This window comes from Neobacillus niacini, from assembly GCF_046591715.1.
GTDB classification, from domain to species: Bacteria; Bacillota; Bacilli; order Bacillales; family Cytobacillaceae; genus Neobacillus; species Neobacillus niacini_L.
Map to the genome: position 1 here is coordinate 70659 of NZ_JAWVNQ010000008.1, position 22007 is coordinate 92665.

The 22007-nt window shown below is 38.9% G+C and carries 24 protein-coding genes; 4 read left to right on the forward strand and 20 right to left on the reverse strand.

Annotation, left to right across the window (positions count from 1 at the left end):
* Positions 1-131 precede the first annotated feature (131 nt).
* Entirely contained in the window at positions 132-1115 is a 984-nt protein-coding gene (locus SFC47_RS18225; protein ID WP_411255860.1) for a Gfo/Idh/MocA family protein, read from the reverse strand.
* Between the two features lie 118 nt (positions 1116-1233).
* Between SFC47_RS18225 and SFC47_RS18230 the strand changes: the two genes are divergently transcribed.
* The gene (locus SFC47_RS18230; RefSeq protein WP_411255746.1) at positions 1234-2940 is read left to right on the forward strand and encodes a glutamine--tRNA ligase/YqeY domain fusion protein; all 1707 of its coding nucleotides are present in this window, start codon (positions 1234-1236) and stop codon (positions 2938-2940) included.
* 52 nt (positions 2941-2992) lie between these two features.
* Here the strand turns inward: SFC47_RS18230 and SFC47_RS18235 are convergent, their stop codons facing one another.
* The 15 genes from SFC47_RS18235 to SFC47_RS18305 all read right to left on the reverse strand — a co-directional run bounded on the left by SFC47_RS18235 (position 2993) and on the right by SFC47_RS18305 (position 15653).
* Positions 2993-4033, reverse strand: coding sequence for a PAS domain-containing sensor histidine kinase (locus tag SFC47_RS18235; RefSeq protein ID WP_411255747.1), 1041 nt, complete (start codon positions 4031-4033; stop codon positions 2993-2995).
* 12 nt (positions 4034-4045) lie between these two features.
* Complete coding sequence (locus SFC47_RS18240; protein WP_411255748.1) at positions 4046-4498, reverse strand: GAF domain-containing protein; 453 nt, start codon at positions 4496-4498, stop codon at positions 4046-4048.
* Positions 4499-4513: 15 nt separating this feature from the next.
* On the reverse strand, positions 4514-5167 hold the full coding sequence (locus SFC47_RS18245; RefSeq protein WP_411255749.1) for a response regulator: 654 nt from the start codon (positions 5165-5167) through the stop codon (positions 4514-4516).
* Positions 5168-5187: 20 nt separating this feature from the next.
* The gene (locus tag SFC47_RS18250; RefSeq protein WP_411255750.1) at positions 5188-5841 is read right to left on the reverse strand and encodes a sensor histidine kinase; all 654 of its coding nucleotides are present in this window, start codon (positions 5839-5841) and stop codon (positions 5188-5190) included.
* Between the two features lie 39 nt (positions 5842-5880).
* Positions 5881-6153 (reverse strand): hypothetical protein, encoded by a 273-nt coding sequence (locus tag SFC47_RS18255; RefSeq protein WP_411255751.1) that lies wholly within the window; start codon positions 6151-6153, stop codon positions 5881-5883.
* Positions 6140-6451, reverse strand: coding sequence for a hypothetical protein (locus tag SFC47_RS18260; protein WP_411255752.1), 312 nt, complete (start codon positions 6449-6451; stop codon positions 6140-6142). Before SFC47_RS18260 ends, SFC47_RS18255 begins: the two co-directional genes overlap by 14 nt.
* Positions 6444-6635: a hypothetical protein gene (locus SFC47_RS18265; RefSeq protein ID WP_411255753.1), complete on the reverse strand. Its 192-nt coding sequence runs from the start codon at positions 6633-6635 to the stop codon at positions 6444-6446. The genes SFC47_RS18260 and SFC47_RS18265 overlap by 8 nt, the downstream gene beginning before the upstream one ends.
* Positions 6625-7146 carry a QcrA and Rieske domain-containing protein gene (locus tag SFC47_RS18270; protein WP_411255754.1) on the reverse strand — a complete coding sequence of 174 codons (522 nt, stop codon included), beginning with the start codon at positions 7144-7146 and terminating at the stop codon, positions 6625-6627. The genes SFC47_RS18265 and SFC47_RS18270 overlap by 11 nt, the downstream gene beginning before the upstream one ends.
* A gap of 12 nt (positions 7147-7158) precedes the next feature.
* A complete protein-coding gene (locus tag SFC47_RS18275; RefSeq protein ID WP_063253156.1) occupies positions 7159-7719 on the reverse strand; it encodes a 4Fe-4S dicluster domain-containing protein in 561 nt (186 codons plus the stop codon).
* Positions 7720-9888 (reverse strand): molybdopterin oxidoreductase family protein, encoded by a 2169-nt coding sequence (locus tag SFC47_RS18280; RefSeq protein ID WP_411255755.1) that lies wholly within the window; start codon positions 9886-9888, stop codon positions 7720-7722.
* Positions 9875-10957, reverse strand: a complete 1083-nt coding sequence (locus tag SFC47_RS18285) for a hypothetical protein (RefSeq protein WP_411255756.1) — start codon at positions 10955-10957, stop codon at positions 9875-9877. Before SFC47_RS18285 ends, SFC47_RS18280 begins: the two co-directional genes overlap by 14 nt.
* Positions 10958-11105: 148 nt before the next feature.
* Positions 11106-12287 (reverse strand): zinc metalloprotease, encoded by a 1182-nt coding sequence (locus tag SFC47_RS18290; protein WP_411255757.1) that lies wholly within the window; start codon positions 12285-12287, stop codon positions 11106-11108.
* A gap of 148 nt (positions 12288-12435) precedes the next feature.
* A complete protein-coding gene (locus tag SFC47_RS18295) occupies positions 12436-13593 on the reverse strand; it encodes an HD-GYP domain-containing protein (RefSeq protein WP_411255758.1) in 1158 nt (385 codons plus the stop codon).
* A 126-nt stretch (positions 13594-13719) separates the two neighbouring features.
* A complete protein-coding gene (locus SFC47_RS18300; RefSeq protein ID WP_411255759.1) occupies positions 13720-14964 on the reverse strand; it encodes an ATP-binding protein in 1245 nt (414 codons plus the stop codon).
* Between the two features lie 230 nt (positions 14965-15194).
* Positions 15195-15653 (reverse strand): hypothetical protein, encoded by a 459-nt coding sequence (locus tag SFC47_RS18305; RefSeq protein WP_411255760.1) that lies wholly within the window; start codon positions 15651-15653, stop codon positions 15195-15197.
* Between the two features lie 141 nt (positions 15654-15794).
* On the opposite strand from SFC47_RS18305, the gene SFC47_RS18310 reads away from it, so the two are divergent.
* From SFC47_RS18310 to SFC47_RS18320, 3 genes are read left to right on the forward strand one after another with little or no spacing between them, the layout of a single operon-like run.
* Positions 15795-16070, forward strand: coding sequence for a hypothetical protein (locus tag SFC47_RS18310; RefSeq protein WP_411255862.1), 276 nt, complete (start codon positions 15795-15797; stop codon positions 16068-16070).
* 3 nt (positions 16071-16073) lie between these two features.
* The gene (locus SFC47_RS18315) at positions 16074-17309 is read left to right on the forward strand and encodes a glutathionylspermidine synthase family protein (RefSeq protein WP_411255761.1); all 1236 of its coding nucleotides are present in this window, start codon (positions 16074-16076) and stop codon (positions 17307-17309) included.
* Positions 17303-17692 carry a DUF350 domain-containing protein gene (locus tag SFC47_RS18320; RefSeq protein WP_411255762.1) on the forward strand — a complete coding sequence of 130 codons (390 nt, stop codon included), beginning with the start codon at positions 17303-17305 and terminating at the stop codon, positions 17690-17692. Before SFC47_RS18315 ends, SFC47_RS18320 begins: the two co-directional genes overlap by 7 nt.
* 30 nt (positions 17693-17722) lie before the next feature.
* Here SFC47_RS18320 and SFC47_RS18325 read toward each other — a convergent pair whose 3' ends face one another.
* From SFC47_RS18325 to SFC47_RS18340, 4 genes are all read right to left on the reverse strand, one after another.
* A complete protein-coding gene (locus SFC47_RS18325) occupies positions 17723-18751 on the reverse strand; it encodes a potassium channel family protein (protein WP_411255763.1) in 1029 nt (342 codons plus the stop codon).
* A gap of 20 nt (positions 18752-18771) precedes the next feature.
* Positions 18772-20271, reverse strand: a complete 1500-nt coding sequence (locus SFC47_RS18330) for an amidase family protein (protein WP_411255863.1) — start codon at positions 20269-20271, stop codon at positions 18772-18774.
* 489 nt (positions 20272-20760) lie between these two features.
* A complete protein-coding gene (locus SFC47_RS18335; protein WP_411255764.1) occupies positions 20761-21204 on the reverse strand; it encodes a threonine/serine exporter family protein in 444 nt (147 codons plus the stop codon).
* Between the two features lie 13 nt (positions 21205-21217).
* The gene (locus SFC47_RS18340) at positions 21218-21979 is read right to left on the reverse strand and encodes a threonine/serine exporter family protein (RefSeq protein WP_411255765.1); all 762 of its coding nucleotides are present in this window, start codon (positions 21977-21979) and stop codon (positions 21218-21220) included.
* Positions 21980-22007 lie beyond the last annotated feature (28 nt).

Here is a 22007-nt window from a genome sequence, read left to right on the forward strand (position 1 = left end):
CGATTCCCCCAATCTTCTTCACCTTAAATATAAGGAACGGATTGAAAGCGGGGATGTGATAAAAGTCAACAAGAAAGCCGTTTTCATAAAGAGTTCACAACACTATACGCAAAAAAGACATACTTATTTCCTTAGCGTTCGACTCCAAACACTATGCTGTTTTGTCTCCTTGCTTCTTCTGTTATCCGCAGAACTTTTTCACTCCAATCCTTGTGCTTCTCATATTCTTCTTGATTGTTTGTTTCAATAATTCCAGCAAGATTGATGCATTCATAGACCATGTCTTTGTCTTCTTGGGACACACTGAAAATTTCACTCTCTTTTGTATGAGAGTCAATAAATTTTATCTGGGAAATTGGAGCGGCATCTTCTAGGACAAAGGTTCCTTGTTCACCTTGGATTTCACATGGAAGCTCCGAGTCAGAAATCTTTGAACAAAGAATCGTACAAACGAAGTCTTGATACTCTAGGATAAGCGTACCGCTCCCATCGACACCGGTCCTAAGGATAACTGGATAATAAGTGACTTTATTCGGCTCCCCAAAAAGTCCGACCGCCAAGAATAGCGGATACACCCCTAAATCTACTAAAGCTCCACCGGAAAAGGAACTGGAGAAAATATTCGGTTCCTCGCCTTGTAAAAACAGATCGTAGCGTGAAGAATACTTCATATATGGAAGAATAGCGCTTCTGAGATTACCTGCCATATGGAGCTTTTCTTTTAAAATCTGAAAGTTGGGAGTATGGATATTTCGAATCGCTTCAAATAAATATACTCCATTCTCTTCAGCAATTTGATAAGCTGCTGTTAGTTCAGCAGTATTAGAGAAGATTGGTTTTTCACATATAACATGCTTTTTATTCCTTAAAAAGATAAGTGCCTGCTCAAAGTGAACTGAATTGGGAGAAGCAATGTAGACAGCCTGAATCTCTGGGCTTTTTGCCATTTCCTCCAAATCGGTAAAATAATGTGCTGCGTTATATGTATTGGCCAGCTCCTTTGCCTTATCTGCTGTTCTTGAATAAACAGCTTTCAAATTAAACTTCCCGCTTAACTTTGCTGCTTCAATAAAGGAAGCTGTAATCCATCCCGTTCCAACTGTACCTAAATTAATCATATTAGAACCCCTTCCATCCTTCTTAAGCATATATTGTAGCCTTTTTACTTTCTTTTTGCCAATTTGACTATTTTTCTTATTAATTGTTGGGTACAATGGAAAAATATCATAATTTATGTTATTTATATTTAGTATAGATGAGAGAAAGAGGTTGAATAGAGTGGACAATCTAAGTTCTAATTTTATAAAAGATGTTATGATTAAGGATTTGGAATCTGGCAAACACGATAAAATTATCACTCGTTTCCCTCCAGAGCCGAACGGATATTTACATATTGGCCATGCTAAATCCATCATCATTAACTTTGGGCTGGCGGATGAATTTAACGGAAAAACCAATTTGCGCTTTGACGATACTAATCCGTTAAAAGAAGATGTAGAATATGTAAATTCCATTAAAGAAGATGTAAAATGGCTTGGATTTGAATGGGATAACTTATTTTTTGCTTCAGATTACTTTGAAGAAATGTACAATCGGGCTGTGCTGTTAATTAAAAAAGGACTTGCTTACGTAGATGACCTGTCAGCTGACGAAATTCGTGAGTACCGCGGCACCCTGACCTCTCCTGGTAAAGAGAGCCCTTACCGTGATCGTTCAGTTGAAGAAAATCTAGATTTATTTGAACGGATGAAGAACGGGGAATTCGAAAATGGACAAAAGGTTCTTCGTGCAAAAATTGACATGAAATCTCCTAATATCAATTTACGTGATCCTGTCATTTATCGTATTGCCCATGCTTCACACCATAACACAGGTGATAAGTGGTGTATCTATCCGATGTACGCCTTCGCTCACCCTTTAGAGGATGCGATTGAGGACGTAACCCATTCCATTTGTACCGTTGAGTTTGAAGATCAGCGTCCACTGTATAACTGGGTAGTGGAACAATGCGAAATGGACTCGAAGCCGCAGCAAATTGAATTTGGCCGGTTGAATGTAACGAACACAGTAATGAGCAAGCGTAAACTAAAGCAGCTTGTGGATGAAGGGTTTGTGGATGGCTGGGATGACCCGCGGATGCCAACGATTTCAGGGATGAGACGTAAAGGCTTTACTCCTGAATCCATTCGGAACTTTGTCCGTGAAACAGGTGTCTCAAAAGGTTCCGGTGCAGTTGATTCCCAAATGCTAGAACACTTTGTTAGAGAAGACTTAAAGTTAAAAGCTCCTCGGACAATGGGAATTATAAATCCATTAAAAGTCGTCATCACGAATTATCCTGAAGGTCAAATCGAATTACTCGATGCCGAGATTAATCCAGAGGTTCCAGAAATGGGAATACGGAAGATCCCATTTTCACGTGAAATTTACATCGAAAAGGATGATTTCATGGAAAATCCTCCTGCGAAATATTTCCGCCTATTCCCTGGTAATGAAGTTCGATTAAAACATGCATATTTCATTAAGTGTGAAGAAGTTATCAAGGATGCTAACGGAGAGGTTATCGAGCTGCGTTGTACGTATGACCCGTTAACCAAAAGCGGCACCGGCTTTACTGGCCGAAAGGTAAAAGGAACGATTCACTGGGTGGAAGCAACCAATTCCGTTCCAGCGGAGTTTCGATTATACGAACCACTTATCCTAGATAAAGCAGAAGAGGAAACTGACGAAAATGAAGGAAAGACCTTCCTCGATAATGTAAATCCAGAATCACTTGTTGTTTTACAAGGTTTTGTTGAGCCTAATATGAGAGAGAGCAGACCGCATGATAAATTCCAGTTCTTCAGACATGGATATTTTAATGTGGATCCAAAGCATACAACTGTAGACAAGCTCGTCTTTAACCGGATTGTTTCATTAAAAAGTTCATTTAAGATATAAAAAAGTAGAACCTGGCATGAACGCCGCCAGGTTCTACTTTTTTAGTTTCAGATCATTTTGGGATTTCTAGGATAACTCTTGTCCCCTTACCTGGGGAAGTGTTAATGGCCAGTTCTCCCCCGACTGCCCTCGCTCTTTCGTCCATGCTAAAAAGCCCCACACCACGAGTTTGGGTCTCGATTTCAAAACCCTTACCCTTATCTTCGATCATGACCCGAACACTCTGGTCAAAATCCCTGATCGTAACAGCCGCCTGTGATACCTTCGCGTACTTTCGAATATTTGTTAAGGCTTCCTGAATAATCCGATAAATAGTTAATTCAATACTAATATCAAGACGCCGGTTTAACATACATTCAAAAAAAACATCGATATGATAGTTTTCTGAATAGCGGGCAAGGAATGAACGTATTGCAGGAACAAGACCAAGGTCATCTAATACAGATGGACGCAGTTCCCAAGATATATCGCGAATTTCCTCAATTAATTGGGTTGCTTCCTTTTGCATTTGATGCAGGAGAGGATGATCCATTTCAGAAAGCAAGCGATTGATAGTAATGAGATGACTATATAAATTTTGTCCGATTCCATCATGTAAATTTCGGGATAGCCGCTTTCGTTCTTCTTCCTGAACATCGATGATGGTGGTCATCATTTTCTGTAATTCTTGTTCAACCCGCTTTCTCTCCGTAATTTCATAACGGATGGCTAAATATTGATAAGGTTTCCCTATATCATTCATAAATGGAACAATGGTCGTATCAACCCAGTAAAAGGTGCCATCCTTTGCACGGTTACGAATTTCACCCTTCCATACCTTTCCCGAACCGATTGTTTTCCACATTTCCTTAAAAAAGCTGTCAGGGTGATACCCAGAATTCAATATTCGGTGGTCCTGACCGAGAAGTTCTTCCCTAGCATACTTGGATATTTGGCTAAATTGATCATTTATATATGTAATCGTCCCTCTTGAATCCGTTATTGCCACTATGGAAGATTCATCAAGGGCAAACTTAATATCTATTAATTCCTGCATTGATTTTTTTAATTCTAACTCAAGGTTTGCAAACTCACGCTGCTGGTCAATCTCCATCCATATCCCCCTTTAGCCTATTATCTGGTTTTGTAATAGCTGCTCTAATTCCAAGGCAGTATCCTGAACCAGTTCTTGGTCATCCTCGGAGTATGTATACAGAACCCTATTTCCAACAAGCAGCACACCTTTTGGCGAAGAATTAAAAAATAGAGGCACAGCATAGCAGGAAACAAGCTTCTCAGCAAGCATAATGGGATGATCTGTCACCTTCCCATAAATATCATTCGGGAAGTCAATTACCATCATAGGACTGCCGCTTGAAATAATTTTCCCAGCAATTCCTTTTCCAAACCGGACGGTGATTCTTTTATATTTTTCATTTAAATTACCTGTAGCATAATGCCACCTAACATCAGGTCCTACCTCATTTTGAAGGGCTAAAGCAACAAAATCACAGTGTAATCTCTGCTTTAATACTTTGCAAATATCATTTATCACTGGCATTTCTTTAAACTCAGTCATCCTCGAAAATACTCCTTATATACCATACCCTAATAACCCCTTTTTGACGGCAAATTCCACTAGTTCTGGCCTTGTTTTCATCTGAAGTTTTTCCATTAGGTTCCCTTTATGAGTTTCTACCGTTTTCACACTTATCACTAATTGTTCAGCAATTTCTTTATTGGAATATCCTTTTGCAATAAGTGTAAGGACTTCTTTTTCACGATCAGATAAAAGACTATAGGTATCATTACTGCCAGTTTTTAGGCTCCCGAGGTATTCTTCCATTAGCCGCTTTGTGGCAGCAGGATGGAGGTAGGCATTCCCATTGGCAACCGATTCAATTGCAGACATTAACTCATCATGTGGAGCACTTTTTAAAATACAGCCGGAAGCTCCAGCCTGTACAGCCCGGAATAAGTATTCCTCATCATCATGCATGGTTAGAATTAAAATATTCACTTCAGGCATTTGCTTTTTTAATTCTCCGGTCGCACTTAAACCATCTTTTCCATGCGGCATACTTAGATCCATTACCACAACATTTGGTTTTAGCTTTAATGCTTTTTTAATCCCTTCATTTCCTTCAGAAGCTTCTCCGATTACTTCCATTTCAGGATTCGTGTTTAACAGCATCTTTAAGCCGCTTCTTACCACTGCATGGTCATCAACTAATAAAATTTTGATCAATGGTAACTCCCCTTTACTTCCTAAATAGGAAGAGATAATTCAATAGACGTACCTTCTCCTATTTTAGAGGAAATTTCACACTGTCCGCCAGTTAGAAGCATTCTTTCTTTCATTGCAGCTATTCCGAGTGAATAAGAGTTCTTTTCTAGTTCCTCTTTACGAAAGCCTTTGCCAAAATCAAAGATAGATATTTTTAGTTCATTGCTGCTCCAAGTCAAATCCATCTTTACATTCGATGTATCCGCATATTTAGCAATGTTTGCGAGCGCCTCCTGACATACACGAAACACCGCAATACTATTTTGTTCTAGAATATGCTTTTCTTCTCCAGTGGAGGTCAAATCAACTAGTATTCCGAAAGTAGAAGTATAAACTTTAATATAACTCTTAATGGCCGGAAGTAATCCAAGAGTTGTAAGGGCAGGAGGGTACAGTTCTACGGAAAGTAACCGAATTTCCTGCATTGTTTTTTCGATTAGCTGCGTCATTTCATGTAAGTGATTTTTAAAATAAGCCTCATTTATACTGGATTCAACTAATTTTAGACCTGTTAAAATGCTGAATAAGTTTTGACCTACACCTTCATGAAGCTCTAAGGAGATTCTTTTAATCTCCTCCTCTTGGGCTTGAATGATATAGGAGCTAATTTGATTTTTTTGTGCAGAGTCTTCCATTACTTTCCCTCCTTTCCCTTCCCTATGTTTTCCAATAAACTATACTTTTCTAATTCTATAGGTTAATCCGCTTTCTGTGTCTGCGGCGGAGAATTGTGTTTCGGATTGTGCTAAATCGCTAGTTAGTGGAACCGCAATAAAGGTGAATGAATCGAAATAGAATCTGAGATGTGTCCGGTCGGGACAGTACTCGATTTTTTCAATTTTCTTCTTTATGGCTGGTGCTTGATCCCCGCCATGCTGGTCATTAACACTGACTTCGACCGACGTCCCCACAAATCTTCGCAGTTCTTCTGGATTAATGAGTTCCACAGCTATTACACCCTCTCTTAACGGGGTAAATGAACATTTTATAGCCTTGAAGATACTCCCAAAATTTTTCTCCTGCATGTTCTTCAATGAAAGAGATTGTTTCTTCTTCCGAGGTCCAATCACTCATCCCTTTAACCTCGGCAATCACCATCTCGGCACCCTCAAGGGACTTTTGCTCAAGATACCAGTTCAAACGTTTCTTCCCAAATGTTTCTTTTAATATTTCATCAATTTCATTGGAAAATCCACTTGATTGCCCTCTCATAAAACAAAAGTCTAGATACGTTTCACTAGTCATTAACATTCACACCTTTTTTATAGATGAGAAACGCGAGGGGAAATAATATGACATTCATGACCCCTGCTGCAATTGTATTTACATAATTTTGATAAAAATATTGGTGAACCATATATTGCGTAACAATGATATTCAGCATTAACACAGCTAGAAGGAGGGCAACAGGAAGGTAACTACGCTTCATATCGTTTCACCCCCACGGCATACACTGCACCGTTCTCAACCATTACATGGATTTCTGGCAATGGACGTCTTGGCGGCCCAGCTGTTGGTGCTCCTGTTTCAACATCAAATTTCCCGTGATGACAAGGGCAAAGCAGGTCGCCTGCTTCTTTTTGCCAGAATACAGGACAACGAAGATGTGTACAGGCATTTTGGTAAGCAACATATTTTTCTTCGGATAGCCTGATTAGAATGGCACTGTCATGCTCACCAGGAAAATGAAAATCCACTGCGTCCCCGACAGGAATTGATTTCACGTCAGTAATTTTTTGTTTCGGATATTTCTTATCACCTAATCCAATTAGTTCTTTTGCCGCTACTGCTCCCCACGGAAGCGAGGAAACTGCGAACACCCCGGCAGCACCGACAAGTGTTTTCATAAAACCGCGGCGGTCCAATTTTCTCTCATTATTGCGGTTTATATTATGTGTATAGTTATCTTCATTGAATGGGATTTTATTATTATCTCTCATGGTTAATCCCTCCTAAAACAATTTTGTGACACCCTGCAGGATACCAGGGAGATTCACTCGTACGTTTGTTTCGCCTTCTAAATAAGGCATGCTTGTAACCCATTTACCATTATCTAAATTAAATTGTTTTTGCTTTGCTTCAATTTCTTCATCTGTTAACCATTGCAGTGTATTAGATGGACATACACTTGCACACATGGGAGGAATTCCATCCTTTGTACGGTCGATACAAAGGTCGCACTTATACATTAGATTTTGCTCGGTATCAAACTTTGGAATACCGTATGGGCAGGCAATCGTACAGTTTTGGCAGCCAATACACTTTTCCACAAGAGCCGAAAGAACGGCTCCTGTTTCATGGATTTGGATAGCTTGTGCCGGACAGCTTCTCGCACATGCTGGATTCACACAGTGAAGGCACATTAGAGGCATAGTTTGACGGTTAACAAGCGGGTTAACATCGTATACATAGTTACGGTTCCGCTCCTCATGCCCGCCGCACTGTGTGCAGGCAGCCAAACAAGAGCGGCAGCCTATACAGTTTTCAAGTTCAAGATATAACCTCTTTTTCATTTACTGCACCTTCTTTAATTCAAGTTTTTCAATCTGTGCTGCACAAGCTTTAAATTCCGGCATTCTTGACATTGGGTCAAGAGCAGCAATCGTTAATAGATTAATAGATTTATCGTGACCAAAATGATAGGGTACAAAAACCGTATCTTTACGAATAGCTTCAGTGATTTTAACTTTGAATTCAGCTTCGCCTCTTCGTGTAAAAAGACGTACATATTCTTCATGTTCAATGTTATATTTTGCTGCCGTTTCTGGGTGTACCTCTACATAAGGTTCTGGACACATATCACGTAAGAATTGAATTCTCCGCGTTTGATTACCTGAAAGGTAATGATAAACAACACGTCCTGTTGTTAAACGGAGAGGAAACTCCTCACAGGGCTCTTCTGCAGGCGGGCGGTATGGAAGAGCACAAATCTTTGCCTTTCCATCAGGATGATAGAACTTTTTATCTAAAAACATATGCGGTGTTCCTTCATCCTTCTCATCTTTACATGGCCAGAATACCCCATCCTGTTTATCGATTTTATCCCAGGTTGCCCCGTAGTAGTCAGCGTAGCCGCCCTTTGTTGCCAGGCGGAATTCATCTGCCACATCTCTTGCTTTCTTTAAGTGGGAGAAATATTTTCCTCTGCCTAGGTATTCAGCAAGCTCTGCTTGAATCTGCCAATCTGGCTTTGATTCACCCAGCGGTTCTTGAGCCTTGTTGATTTTAATAATACGTCCTTCAAGATTGGTTACCGTGCCTTCATCCTCAGACCATGTCACGGTCGGAAGAATGACATCTGCAAATTCTGCTGATTCTGAAAGATAAAAGTCTGCACAAACCATGAAGTCCAAATCTTTCATAGCCTTACGAACAAAGTTTAAATTTGGTGCAGAAACAGCTGGATTTGAACACAGCAGGTACAACCCGCGGATTGTTTTTTGATCCATTAATTCAAACATTTCATAAGCAGATACACCCGGCTGCGGCATTTCTTCCGGTGTAATTCCCCAAACCTCACATACCTCTTCAACATGCTTTGGATTTGTAATTTTGCGATAACCTGGAAGCAGATCTGACTTTTGTCCATGTTCACGGCCGCCCTGACCATTCCCTTGACCAGTAAAAGTCGCAACACCCGCTTTAGGACGGCCAATTTTACCTGTTACTAATGCTATATTCGTATAGGCAGAAACATTGTCTACCCCTTTATGCTGCTGTTCAATGCCACGGGCAAACATGACTACTGCATTTGGTGCTTTTCCATAAATTTCTGCAGCCCGGATAATCTTTTCAGGAGCTACACCTGTCAGTATACTTGTATATTCTGGTGTGAATTCTTTTACTAATTCTTTTGTTTCTTCAAAACCATTTGTATGGTTATTAACAAATTCCTCATCTGCATAGCCGTTTTGAATTAATAGATTCAAGATTCCATTTGCAAGTGCAAGGTCTGTTCCTGGTCTTAAATCCAAATGTACATCCGCTCTTCTTGCAATAGGTGTTTCACGAGGGTCAGCAACAATCAGATAACCGCCTCTCTCTTGTACAGCCCACACACGGAACATAGATGTCGGGTGGCACTCTGCTGTATTACTTCCGGCAATGAACAAACAATCCGTTTCATGAAGATCTGTCCATGGAAGCGTTGATCCACGGTCTACACCGAAAGAGCGGAGGAATCCCCCAGCCGCACTGGACATACAGAAACGGCCATTATAGTCAATATAGCGTGTTTGCAGGGCAACCCTAGCAAACTTCCCTGTTAAATAACATTTTTCATTGGTCATGGAAACACCGCTGAAAACAGATAAGGTATCTTTCCCATATTCGTTTTGAAGCTCATTAAACTTTCTAGCAATTAAGCTGTACGCTTCCTCCCATGTTGCTTCACGGAATCCTTCTTTAGTTCCTTTTAGGGATGCATCATCACGAATTAAAGGTTTCAAAATACGATCGTCATGATTCGTTTGCTGATAGGCTGTAACCCCTTTAGGACACATTTTCCCGACCGTTACCGGCCAATCATAACGAGGTTCAACGCCTATTATTTTATTGGTCTTTGTGTTTACACGCAGGTTCATCCCGCATTGCATACCGCAATAGCTGCAGTGCGTTTTTATGAGAGTTTCATTTGGGTGGCGAACATTTTCTATTTCTTTAAAAAACTTATCCCTTTGCATTCTGATTTGCCTCCTTGACCTTAACTTGGTGCGTTGGAATTCCAGAGAATCTTGAAATACGATATTTCCTGCGGCATGGAAGGCATAATTCAGCAAGATTAAAACCATCTTCCATATTGAATTCGATCGCATTAACTCCCAATACTTGAATGACATCATTAGACTGTTCCACGGATACGAAACGGTCTCCGCATACTTTACACTTTTTCTCTTCCTTTTCAGCGTAATGTTCACGATAGTTCCTTGCGAAGACACTTACCGGACGGAAAGGTATATGTGCAAGTTTTCCAAACGGCAAATAGATGAGTGTGACAATAACGGAAAACTGATGAATCAGTGACATCTGCGGCTGCATCCAGCCATGAAGCCAAACGTTTTGAACAGTTAATAAAAGGCCTGTAACAGAAATGAAAATCAATAGGTAAAGCGGAAGAAAGTCATAGATAAATTTTTGCTCCGCTCTGGCCTGCATATTTTTCAAACGGCGGTAAAGTGCCATGCAAACACCTGAGATGACCATAACTGCTGAAATATTTAAAGCGTTATAAGAAAACCAGGCAATAATTCCATCCGCTTTGACAGTCATCAAATTTAGACCCATAAGTACAATCGTATACTGACCCATTTCGTCCATAGTGAAGTACATCCAGCCAAACACTAAAGGAAATGTAACTAAGCAGGCTAGAACACAGCCCCAGCCGATTAAAATATGCTGAATCCAGCGGTACAATCCGCGGTTTTTAATAAAATCATAAATAGCTAAATGATTCACGGCTGTTTTCGGTGTACTTTTTCTTTTTAACAGCTTTAAGCCCTTTTTGATAAAAATTTTGGTTGGCGGTCTTTCCCCCCATGCGATAAAGCGGTAGAAAAATCCTCCGATGAAAACAACCGTCCCTACCATATATCCGTACAGATTTAAATCAACATGGGTAAACATTCTCGTTGCAATAAATGAAAGAATAACAATTGCAGAAACGGTTAAGAACATAGATTTAGCAAACTTAGATGCAAAGGCATCATTGATTGAGCGTTCAGCTTTTTTATTTGTTGTCGTATGTACCTGCATTCCGGGCTCCTCCTCAAAAAAAATAACACTAATGATTTTCTTACTCTAATTGTAAGAAAATCATTAGTGTTACAAATATAGGGGAACTCCCCCATCTCATGGGGAAAAAACCCTTAGAATTATCGATTTAGACAAATTTCTGTCACTTTTAGGTCTTCAGGTACTTTTTTCGCCATGATCTCAAAAGCAGGATAAGAATAAGAAAAAATTGTGCAAAAAATAGTAATGCGTCCCAAAACAAGAAACTGGACGGAGATTCTAATAAATTCGGGAGAGCTAATTCGATACCGTAAAATAATACGGGTAAATAAAAGATTGTAATGAGCAAGAGAGAGACTGTTACCCCAATTAGATAAAAGATGGAGTAGCCGAAAACAATATATTTTTCACCTTTGAAAACTTCATCCTTAGTGGTTTTTGATTTTAAAAAGGGAAGTTTATTTCGAATCTTCCACTTCGCATTTTCCATTAAATTGTAGTACCCGGTCACATTTTCAAAGACATAATATAAATCTGTCTTCATATAAACACAGCATTGGTAAACCACTCGAATAAATACATCATATACAGCTAAAGAAATTAATGCTAAGAATATCCCTGATAGATTTGGAAAAATCATCTTGCCTAAAAGTGCAGCAAAGAGGACAACATTATCGAAGCAAAGACCTGCCATATATAATACATTGCGATCCTTTGAAGGGAGGCTCCAAACCGAAGCCATATCTGTTTCCAAGACAACCAAAAATAATCGATGGCCGACTTCAAGTTTGGTTGGCAGATTATATGCCCGCATCGCTAAGATATGACCAAACTCGTGAATTAACACCAAAGTAAACGTTACTCCTAAATAAGCGATGATATTGACTGCCATTATATTAGAGATAAATACATCCTGATAACGCGGGAATAAGTAGGGATTTGTCAATAAAAGAAACAAATTAGCTATAAACAAACTAATATAGAGAGGAATTGTCATTTTATTAAAAAAGATTTTCCCTGTCTTCTGAGAAATCCATAAGAAACCTAATCTCTCTTTTCCTTGTTCCTTTCTCATGACTTTCTCACCATCAATTGCCTCAATTAAATCCAAATCAAGAAGCTGTTGAGAAAAATCGAGGAGATTCACTTCTTCCAGAGGAAATCTTTTCTTTAAAGTCTCTTCTATTTCTCCTAGCGTAATACCCTTGTCCATTAATTGAATGGCCTCTATACAAATCTCCGGCATTTCATAAAAATCACCCGAAGCCAAATCTTCAACGATATAATTTTTTTTATCTTTGCGAATTTGAATTTGAACAACAGATAGACTTGATTGGAGTGAAATATTCATTAGAAACACCGTTCCTACATCGAATTTATTATAAAAGAAGGATGCATAGCATTCGCTAGCATCCTCTCTTATTATGGTCTAAGGCCAGGTATAAATTGACACCACCAGCAAGTAGTTTTTACTTTCTTAAGCTTTCGAATCTTCATGATTATACCCTCCTCTCTAATTTATATTCTTGAATCCCTGGAAAATTTGCATGAAATTCGACCCATTTAGGAAATACTTTTTTAAAATCCTCTACTAAAGTCGGATCAAATTGTGTCCCTTTCCCCTCAATAATCCGGCGATAGGCTTCTTCTACCGGCATGGCAGCACGGTAAGATCTAGAAGAAGTCATAGCATCGAACGCATCCGCAATGGCAGAGACGCGGGCAAGAAGAGGAATCTCTTCTCCTGTTAATTGGTCAGGATACCCTTTCCCATCCCACCGTTCATGGTGGGAACGGATAACACAGATACTATCTTTAATTCCTTCTACATTCCTTACTGCTTGTTCGCCAACAACAGGATGAGACTTAATAATTTCAAATTCTTCCTTGGTAAGCATCCCTGGTTTCATTAATATTTGATCAGGAATATTGACCTTACCTATATCATGGAGTAAACAGGCATAATAAAAGGATTTTTGCTCATCTTTAGTAAACTTACCGAGCTCCTGTGCAAGTAATAATGCATAGCTTGCAACACGCTCACTATGTCCCCTAGTATATGGATCTTTCAGTTCCAGTGTAGCAATAACACCTTTTACAATCCCTTCAAGTTGGTCATCGTAGGACTTGCTAATAGCACGGACGTAACCTTGGAACCGTACTAATAAGAAGAAAGCCATAATCGATAAAATAGCTATTAATAGCATTGGAATAATAACATAAGTGGTTTTTAAAATAATCCCAATGATGATATATTTAGCCGTCACACCCAAACTTACAATCCAAAAATATCTTGTATTGATAAATAGAGGTAACGTTAATATCAGAAATACCTCAACCACATTCCCGCTTGTATACGATTCAACTCTTCCATAATAAGTAAATATGTCTACCAATAGTGTGGAGAAAATATAACTGATTGTGAATACATATTTCAGCATATAATGCTTTTTAATCTTGTTTAAATAAATAAAAATTGGAATGATAATGGTTAATACCGTATAAGTAATATACACAAACGTACCGTGAGAACCAGCATTTGTGCGGTCTATAAATGTCGGAAAAAGATAATAATAGAATACATCATAGCCAATCACAATAATATATGAAAATAATAGAAACCATTTTACTGTTCGTTGCTCTTCATGTGGAATCATATAATCCTCCAGTAACACATGTACATTTACCTATTTTTAGATTCAGTGCTTTTCTACATTATATATCATTTGATTTACCCTTGTAACAACAATTAGTATTGATTTTTTGTATAAATAAAGAATAATTTAATGTGAATCCTGAATGATAGGTAGAATGACTGTGACAATTGTCCCCTTATCTTGACTTTTTTCGATTTTAAATTCGCCTTTGTGATCATTAATAATTTGGTTAGTGACCATTAAACCTAAGCCTGTTCCATCGTTTTTCGTTGTATTAAATGGTTCCCCCAAGTTAAGAATCGTCTCATCATCAATTCCACTGCCTTCGTCCTTTATGGAGATATACAACTTATTACTTTCTGTAACTTTTACCTTTACCTTAACTTTTCCCCCATCAGGCATCGATTCAATTGCATTTTTTATTAGGTTAATAAATACCTGTTTCAACTGTTTTCCATCACATTCAAGCGGCGGCAGCGGACCTTCCATAATGGTCTCAACCGTAACACCTTGTCTTTCGGCCTGGTGCTGTGTAATGGATAAAGTATAGGCAATGACCTCCTCAATATTGGCCATCGCAAATTTCATATTCTTTGGTTTTCCCAGGGTCATTAAATCATTAACAATGGAATTTATCCGATCAATTTCTTGTATCATGATTGGATAAAAGTCATTTGTATTGGGATATCTCTCCTGTTGAAGCTGGGTAAATCCTTTAAGAGATGAAAGCGGGTTACGAATTTCATGTCCAATAGCAGCAGCCATTTGTCCAATAACAGCCAGCTTTTCTTTCCTGCGGAGTTCATCATTCATCTTCGTTACTGACCTGATATAAGATTCAAATCTCACTAAAATAACAAAAGCAATAGCGGAAAGAATAATATAAATAACCATAGGAACTAAAACCTGAATATCCTTTAGTAACACGCCAATAAATACATACTTTAGCACCATACCGGCTGATACAGTCCAAAAGTACCTTTTATTAACAAAGATAGGCGAAAAAAGGACAAAGACAACTTCAACAATATGGCCAGAAGAAAATGATTGATCACTTCCCCAGTAAACCAACACATTATGCACAGTATCGATAAGGAGAAAGCTGTAAATATAAAGATATTTAATAATATAAGGATTCCGTTTCCTCAAAAAATACAAAGCTGGAGGTAATAGACCGAAAATGAACAAGTAAATCCATAAACCCAGTCCCTCATGAGGCTTGCTAATAACCCCTTTTCCTGAGAGCTTTGGAAAAATATAAAAGAAGATTAATTCAAATGATATATAAAAAATATAAAATAGCCATAGAAAGAGTTTAGTAGCTTTCTTTTCTTCATAAATAAGTTTATGGCTGGTATTACTCTTGCTCATAAAGTACTCCTTAATATCCTTTTATTGCAGCTTACTGAATGCCTCCTACTATTTTACCACCTTTCAAGAAAAAATCTTGATGTTTTTTTTGGAAATTCGATTGTTTTCGACAAAAAACTCCCTTTCCATAAAAAACTAACCACCTATAATAGTGGTTAGCTAAGTAACTGCCTGTTAAAAATATTTATTACAATTAACATTTTAAGTACATTTTGTTACTTTTGTACCAACTATAGATTACTTCGTTTTTTATTTGTAAATTTTCCATAATAAACATAGCATCTGCGATCTTCATCTATTTCCCTTGAATCAAGTTCAAATTCCAGAAATTCACCAGCCTTTTGGATATATATATAATCCGAATGAAGAGTGGCCAAGATCTCTTCATGCGCCCAGATGTCTTTTCCTTCTACTAATGTAGAAAAGTATCCCTTCAGTTCCCTGATTTCAAAACCAATGTGTGAATAAATCATATCGGAGAAATCATTACTGTAGCTTTCTTTCGTTACATACAAAACTGCACTTCCATCCGTATCCATCGCAGTAGCAGTAACGGCATATGTTTCTCCCTCTTTAACGAAGAATTCACAGGTCATCCTTGCGACCGCTTCAATAGGAGAAATATCTTGATAACTCCACAAGGCAGGAAATTGTTTTTTCTCATCATCAAGCCTATACTCCAACCTCATTTTCCATCCCTCTTTCTTTTTCTATTCATTTTACCATTGTTTTCCTGAGATTTACTTTTATAATGTATATAATAACTTAAAAAGGAGTGTGAGAGGGTGAAGAAAACCCAATGGTTAATCACTGGTGTTCTTACTTCTCTTATGGCTGGAACCACCCTGGCCGGTTGTTCCCAGGCACAGGATTTGCCGCCAGAGCCAGATGACACAAACTGTACAGATTGGGAATGGGATGACGAGGATGGAGTATGGCAATGTGATGATACCCGCTCAAGTTATTATGGCCATTTTTTTTATGGAGGTTTGTTTTATCGTAATAAATCATCTTTGCTAAACTCGTCTGCTTACAAATCTTATAAATCCTCCTCAAGCTTTAAAGGCGGTTTCGGAAGCGGATCTAAAGGTGGATTTGGAGGGTAACACATGTCCACATATGCAAACCACCGCAAACAATTTTACTCCAGGTTTCCTGACTTTTGGTCGAACTTATATGACAGCGAATACAGTCTTTTTCATTGCTTTAGCATTACCGGCCAAACACATACCCTTTTGAGAGAAGCAACGGAGAGGATGGGCAGGGTATTTTTTAAAATGGCAGGTCTTCTGCGCAGTCTCGACGACCAACATCTTATGGAACTTGGTTTCCCTGCTGCTAGTCTTCCATTTCTAAGAATGAAAACTCTATTTCCTGAATCAGTTATTTCTCGATTTGATTTTGCTGTAACAAGTAATGGTGTAAAAATGCTTGAGTTTAATGCAGATACCCCTACCTTTATCGTTGAATGCTTCAAAATCAACGGCGAAGCCTGTTCTGAATTCGGATATCGTAATCCGAATGAAAACCAAGAAAAGCTTCTTGCTTCTGGTATCACGAAAGCAGTTCTTGAATCAATAAAGGGCTGTGATGCACCTAATGTTGTGTTTACAGCTCACCCTGACCATATGGAGGATTGGAATACCACACAGTATTTAAGTCGGTTATGTGATGTTCCTAATCAAATCCTTCCGATTTCAGATTTGCGGCTTAGTGACAGTGCACTTTTAGATGCTAATGGTGTACCCATCGATGTTTTGTATCGGCAGACTTATCCTTTAGAGCATTTGCTAGAGGATCGTGATCCACATACAGGTGACCTTGTAGGGGTTGAATTGTTACAACTGGTTAAGGACCGAAAATTATCACTTGTAAACCCTGTTTCAGCATTTCTGCTTCAACCCAAATCCATCCAATGTCTCATTTGGGGCTTACGAGAACAAGATGAGGTTTTTACAAGGGAAGAACAGGAATGGATTAAAACATATATGCTGCCTACCTTTTTAGAAGCTGATTCTTTTGTTGACAAACAGGCATATGTACAAAAACCATCTTTCGGCAGAGAAGGAGATACGATTACCATTTGGGAGCACCAGACTAAGGTAGATGTCCAAAATTCCTTCCAAACTTACAAAAATGAACTGCCTGTCTATCAATCGTATGTACCTCTCCCTGTTGTATCACTGCAAACAGAAAAGGGTCTGGAAGAGCTCTCTATCGTTTTCGGTTCTTTTCTTATTGCCGGAAAACCTGGCAGCATCGGCATACGAGCAGGCGGAAAAATCACAGGTAATGAATCTTATTTTTTGCCGGTCGGAATAAAAAAGGAGGAGTTTAATTGTTAGATTTCTTGCTATATTTAGCTGTTTCATTAGCTTTATTGATGGTTGGGCTCTTTTTAATGGAGATCACCACAAAGGTAAAGGAATTCGCATTAATGGCGAAAGGGAACAAAGCAGCAAGCTATGTTCTCGGCGGAAGACTCTTGGGACTGGCGATTGTTTTATATTCGGCACTCGCTCATTCTATTTCACTAGTTGATATGATTGTTTGGGGAGCCGTTGGAATTGCAGCCCAGATTATTGTTTTTTACCTAACCGAATGGGTTACGCCGCGCCGGTTTAATGTTTCAAAGAGCATTGAAGAAGATAACACAGCTGTTGGTCTCTTCCTGCTTTTACTTTCCGTATCTATCGGAATCGTGATTGCAGGGTGTTTAACCTATTGAGAAACGCATCGTGATGACGATGCGTTTTTTTTACAGCCTCTGGTATGTTTCCTTATCACAAATGATAAATAATCTTGCTTCTTTTGGGATGGGTTTGTTCCATTTTTTTAGGATGTTTAAGTCATTACGGTCAGCAATGAGCTGTGCTCCTTTTTCCTTTAGTTGTTCGTAGGCAGCACCATATGTTTTCCAATTAGGGTGGACACTTACTTCCCAAAGATCACTGCCGGAATCACCATCCTGCCTGCTAAGCAATTGAGTAAAAAGGTGGCTGGCTCCCTTCATCTGTGCCGATTTCGCCATAAGGTTTGAGACAGAACCATAGGATAAAATAAATTCATCAATCTTAACATGCTTAAAATTATCCACATGTTTTTCATTTAAGATTTCTGCTATTGTATAAATACTTTTTTCCGTACCATCATCATAGCGTTCGATTGAAGAAGCCGTTAAAAGCGTCTTGCCATCTGCTAAATCAGGGTTCTCTATCCCTTCCGCCGCAAACAACAAAACCGCTTGCGAATACTCTATTTTTGCTTTCCTCAACGTCTCAACATCTGTCGGGCTTCCCTGAATATAATGAAACCGTTCGTGTTCATAAGGGGTTCTCACAAATTCATCAATCAACACAATATCACTTTTCTCATTGGCTAATAATAGCTCCTTAACCGTACTTTTACTTTTAGCTGTCCAGCCGATAATAACAAAATGATTTTCACCCTTATAAGACAACTTTCCCTCCTCCTTTCGCCTTTTATATTGGGATACACCATCGACAATTACCCCGATAACCGTTCCAAAAAGACCAATTCCTAATGTATACACGACAATCATCGCCCAGGTTCTGCCAGCCTCTGTAGTTGGATATACATCGCCATAGCCTACCGTTGTCATTGTAGTCAGGATCCACCACACTGCGTGTAAGCTGCTTTCAAACGTCTTTGGTTCTATAAGTCTTATTATTTCTGCATTTACAATAATATAAAGCAGCGTGATTACTATTACAGTTCGATAACGATACCGAGAGGCAGTAAGGAAAAGCTTCCGAAAGAATATCATATTTTCCCCTCATTCTTAACTTAATGAAAAAACGGATTCTTTTGTACAGGCACCGAGAGATCTGACTTCTCCAGCTGACCTGCTAATGAATACAATAGGTCTTCCCTTCCTTTTGCTGCCATGAATTGCACACCAACTGGCAGTCCTTCCTTGGAAAGATGAAGGGGCATTGTCATTGCAGGCTGTCCGGTCAGGTTCGCCAACTGTGTAAATGGAGTTCTTTTCAAATTATTTTCTGCTACTTGTTCTACAATACCAGCTCTTTTTAACATTCCTCCCATTCCCAAACTCCCGCTAAGATTCATCGCAAGTTTTTCATAGGACTTTGGGTCAAGCTCGCCAATTTTCGCCGGGAGCATGGCCGTTGTGGGCGTCATATAGAAGTCATAGGTCTCATGGAAAGTTTCCATCGCTAACGCAGCTATATCCCATTCCCTTAAAGATAAAACAAACTCCTCCGCTGATGTTGCCTTTCCAATTAGACCTATTATCCAAGTGGTTGTTTCAACATCATTCATCTTCACTTTGCGCCCAATGGCCTCCTCCAAAGAAGTTAGATGTGCGGCAACTTCACCAAAATACATCGTTAAAAAGCTATTAATAATTTTCCGTCCATCTACTGGGGCTTCTTTTTCAACGACATGATGCCCTAGCGATTCCAAATATTTTGCTGTTTTAATGACAGCTTCCTTACAATCTGCATTTACTTCATTTCCTAATGGTGACTGAATAGAATAGGCAATCTTTAGCTTTCTATCAAAATCGCTTTGTAATTGTGAAAGATAGCTTCCTTCAAAAGGGAGGGTATGGAATGCCGCTCCTTTCTCATACATACTTAAAGCATCTAACATCACGGCACTGTCACGAACAGACCTGGATAAGATTAAATCAATCGCTGCCCCTTGCCAGCTTCTTCCGGATAGAGGTCCAACAGGCGTTCTTCCTCTAGTTGGTTTCAAACCAAAAAGTCCGCAATACGCTGCTGGAATTCTAATAGACCCTCCGCCATCATTCGCTCCTGCTATCGGAACCATTCCACTTGCCACTGCTGCTGCAGACCCGCCGCTTGAGCCGCCTGGGGTATGCTCGGTATTCCAAGGATTTCTAGCAGGCCCATAAATGGCAGGTTCTGTGATTCCCATTAATCCAAACTCAGGTATATTCGTTTGTCCCATAAAAATAGCCCCAGTTTTTCTTACTTGCTTTACATAATTGGAATCTACCTTTGCATAATGGTGTTGATAAACTTTTGAACCAAATGTAATCTTTTCGCCCTCCATTTCCTGTGCCAAATCTTTTAAAAGCATAGGCACCCCTGCGAAACTGCCGTTAAAATCTACATTTTCAGTCATTGATTCAGCTTTTTCATATAATTTATTTATCACTGCATTAAGTTTTGGGTTATGCAGTTCGATTGTTTTAATTGCTTCCGCTACAAGCTCCTTCGGATGTACTTCCTTTCTTTTCACCAATTCCGCTAAACCAAGTCCATCATAATTTTTATAATTAAATCCCTCCACTCTTCTCACCCGCTCCTTTATTTTTTTATAATAACTTCTACTTACGTTTCCTTTTTTCCTTTTTTTAGAAGAAAGACCGTTAGTAAGAATACTATTGACTTATATCTCTTAAAGGTGTAATATTATTAATTGTGCTTTAGATTTCACGTAACTTGTATAAGATAGATAACGCAATGTAAGAATTTTTTCTGGCATTCTGCTTATGTTTTAAAAGTAAAACTTATTCACACTGGATCGGCTTCGGAGCCGTAAGGATGTAAGAGAGGTAGGGCTTACATCGTTTAGGTATAAAACCATCAGGTGGAAGAGTAACCGCGGCAAATTGGTCTTTTAATACCATTTATTATATATAAATACTTACCTTGCGATGGCTGATAATAAGAAACAACCATTCACAAGTTACAATAGTGATCCCTTTTGGATCAAAGCAAAAGAAGGCAGAGGAAATTATTCCTCTGCCTTCGTCCAATTTCAAGAGTCTTATTAGATTTAAAATGTTTTATTGCCTTTAATTTTTCGCACTACTTGATTGATGACTTCTGAAAAAACTAACCCAAAAGCAATGGAGCCAGAAAGCATGGTCACTTTTGCACCTAAGGTCAGCGCCTGAAAATAGTCGTCCTCAACAAATTTCCTCATGGTATCATATGCTAACCCGCCAGGAACTAACGGAATAATTCCAGCAACACTAAAAATGATCACTGGTGTTTTATAAAACTTGGCTAACTCCTGACTGACGATTCCTACAAAAAGGGTAGCCAGAAGTGTAGCTAAAACAGAATCTCCCGAATACTTTTCCGCAATATAATAGATAATCCATCCACCCATTCCAACAAATCCGCATTTTACTAACGTTTCCTTTGGTGCGTTAAAAATCACTCCAAATGCAGCGGTCGCAATAAAGCTTGTAATTAATTGTCCAAGGATATCCACCTAAATCCTCCATTTACAAAAATGATAAAACTACAGCAATACCAGATCCAATAGCAAATGCTGTCAAGAGGGCTTCAGCACCCTTTGATAATCCCGAAACCAAGTGCCCCGCCATGAGGTCCCTTACAGCATTTGTAACTAAGAGTCCAGGTACCAATGTCATAACTGAGCCAATAATAATTTTGTCTAATTGGGTGCCCACTCCTGCCTTTACAAGGATTAAGGCAATAAAACCAATGATGAATGACGCCAAAAATTCCGAGAAAAACCTAACTGTTATGTAGCGGTGAAAGTACAAAAATCCGAAATAACCTAATCCTCCGGTTACCATTGAGGGAATAAAGTCATTCCATTCACCTTTAAACATAATCATAAAGCAGCCACTGGCAATGGAAGCAGCAACAACCTGAATACTAAAGGGAAAGGTCACATTTAATTCCTCTAGCTCTTTTAACTGGGTAAGAGCAGCAGCCAGATTGAGTTCTCCATTTGTTATTTTTCGAGAAATACTATTTACCATGGCAACCTTTTTCAAATCGGTAGACCGAGATGATATTCGAATGAGCTTGGTTTTAGTAGGCTCAGCACCTTCAGCAGAGAAAATAATTCCTGTTGGGGTAACATAACTATGAGAATTTTCTATTCCAAAAGCTGCCGCCATTCTCATCATGGTATCCTCAACCCGATAGGTTTCTCCTCCGCTTTGGAGCATTATTTTTCCAGCGAGCAAACAAACTTCCATTATTTCATATGTAAGTGTTTTTTCGTTTTCCATCTAACCTTCACCACAATTATTCTTTCTT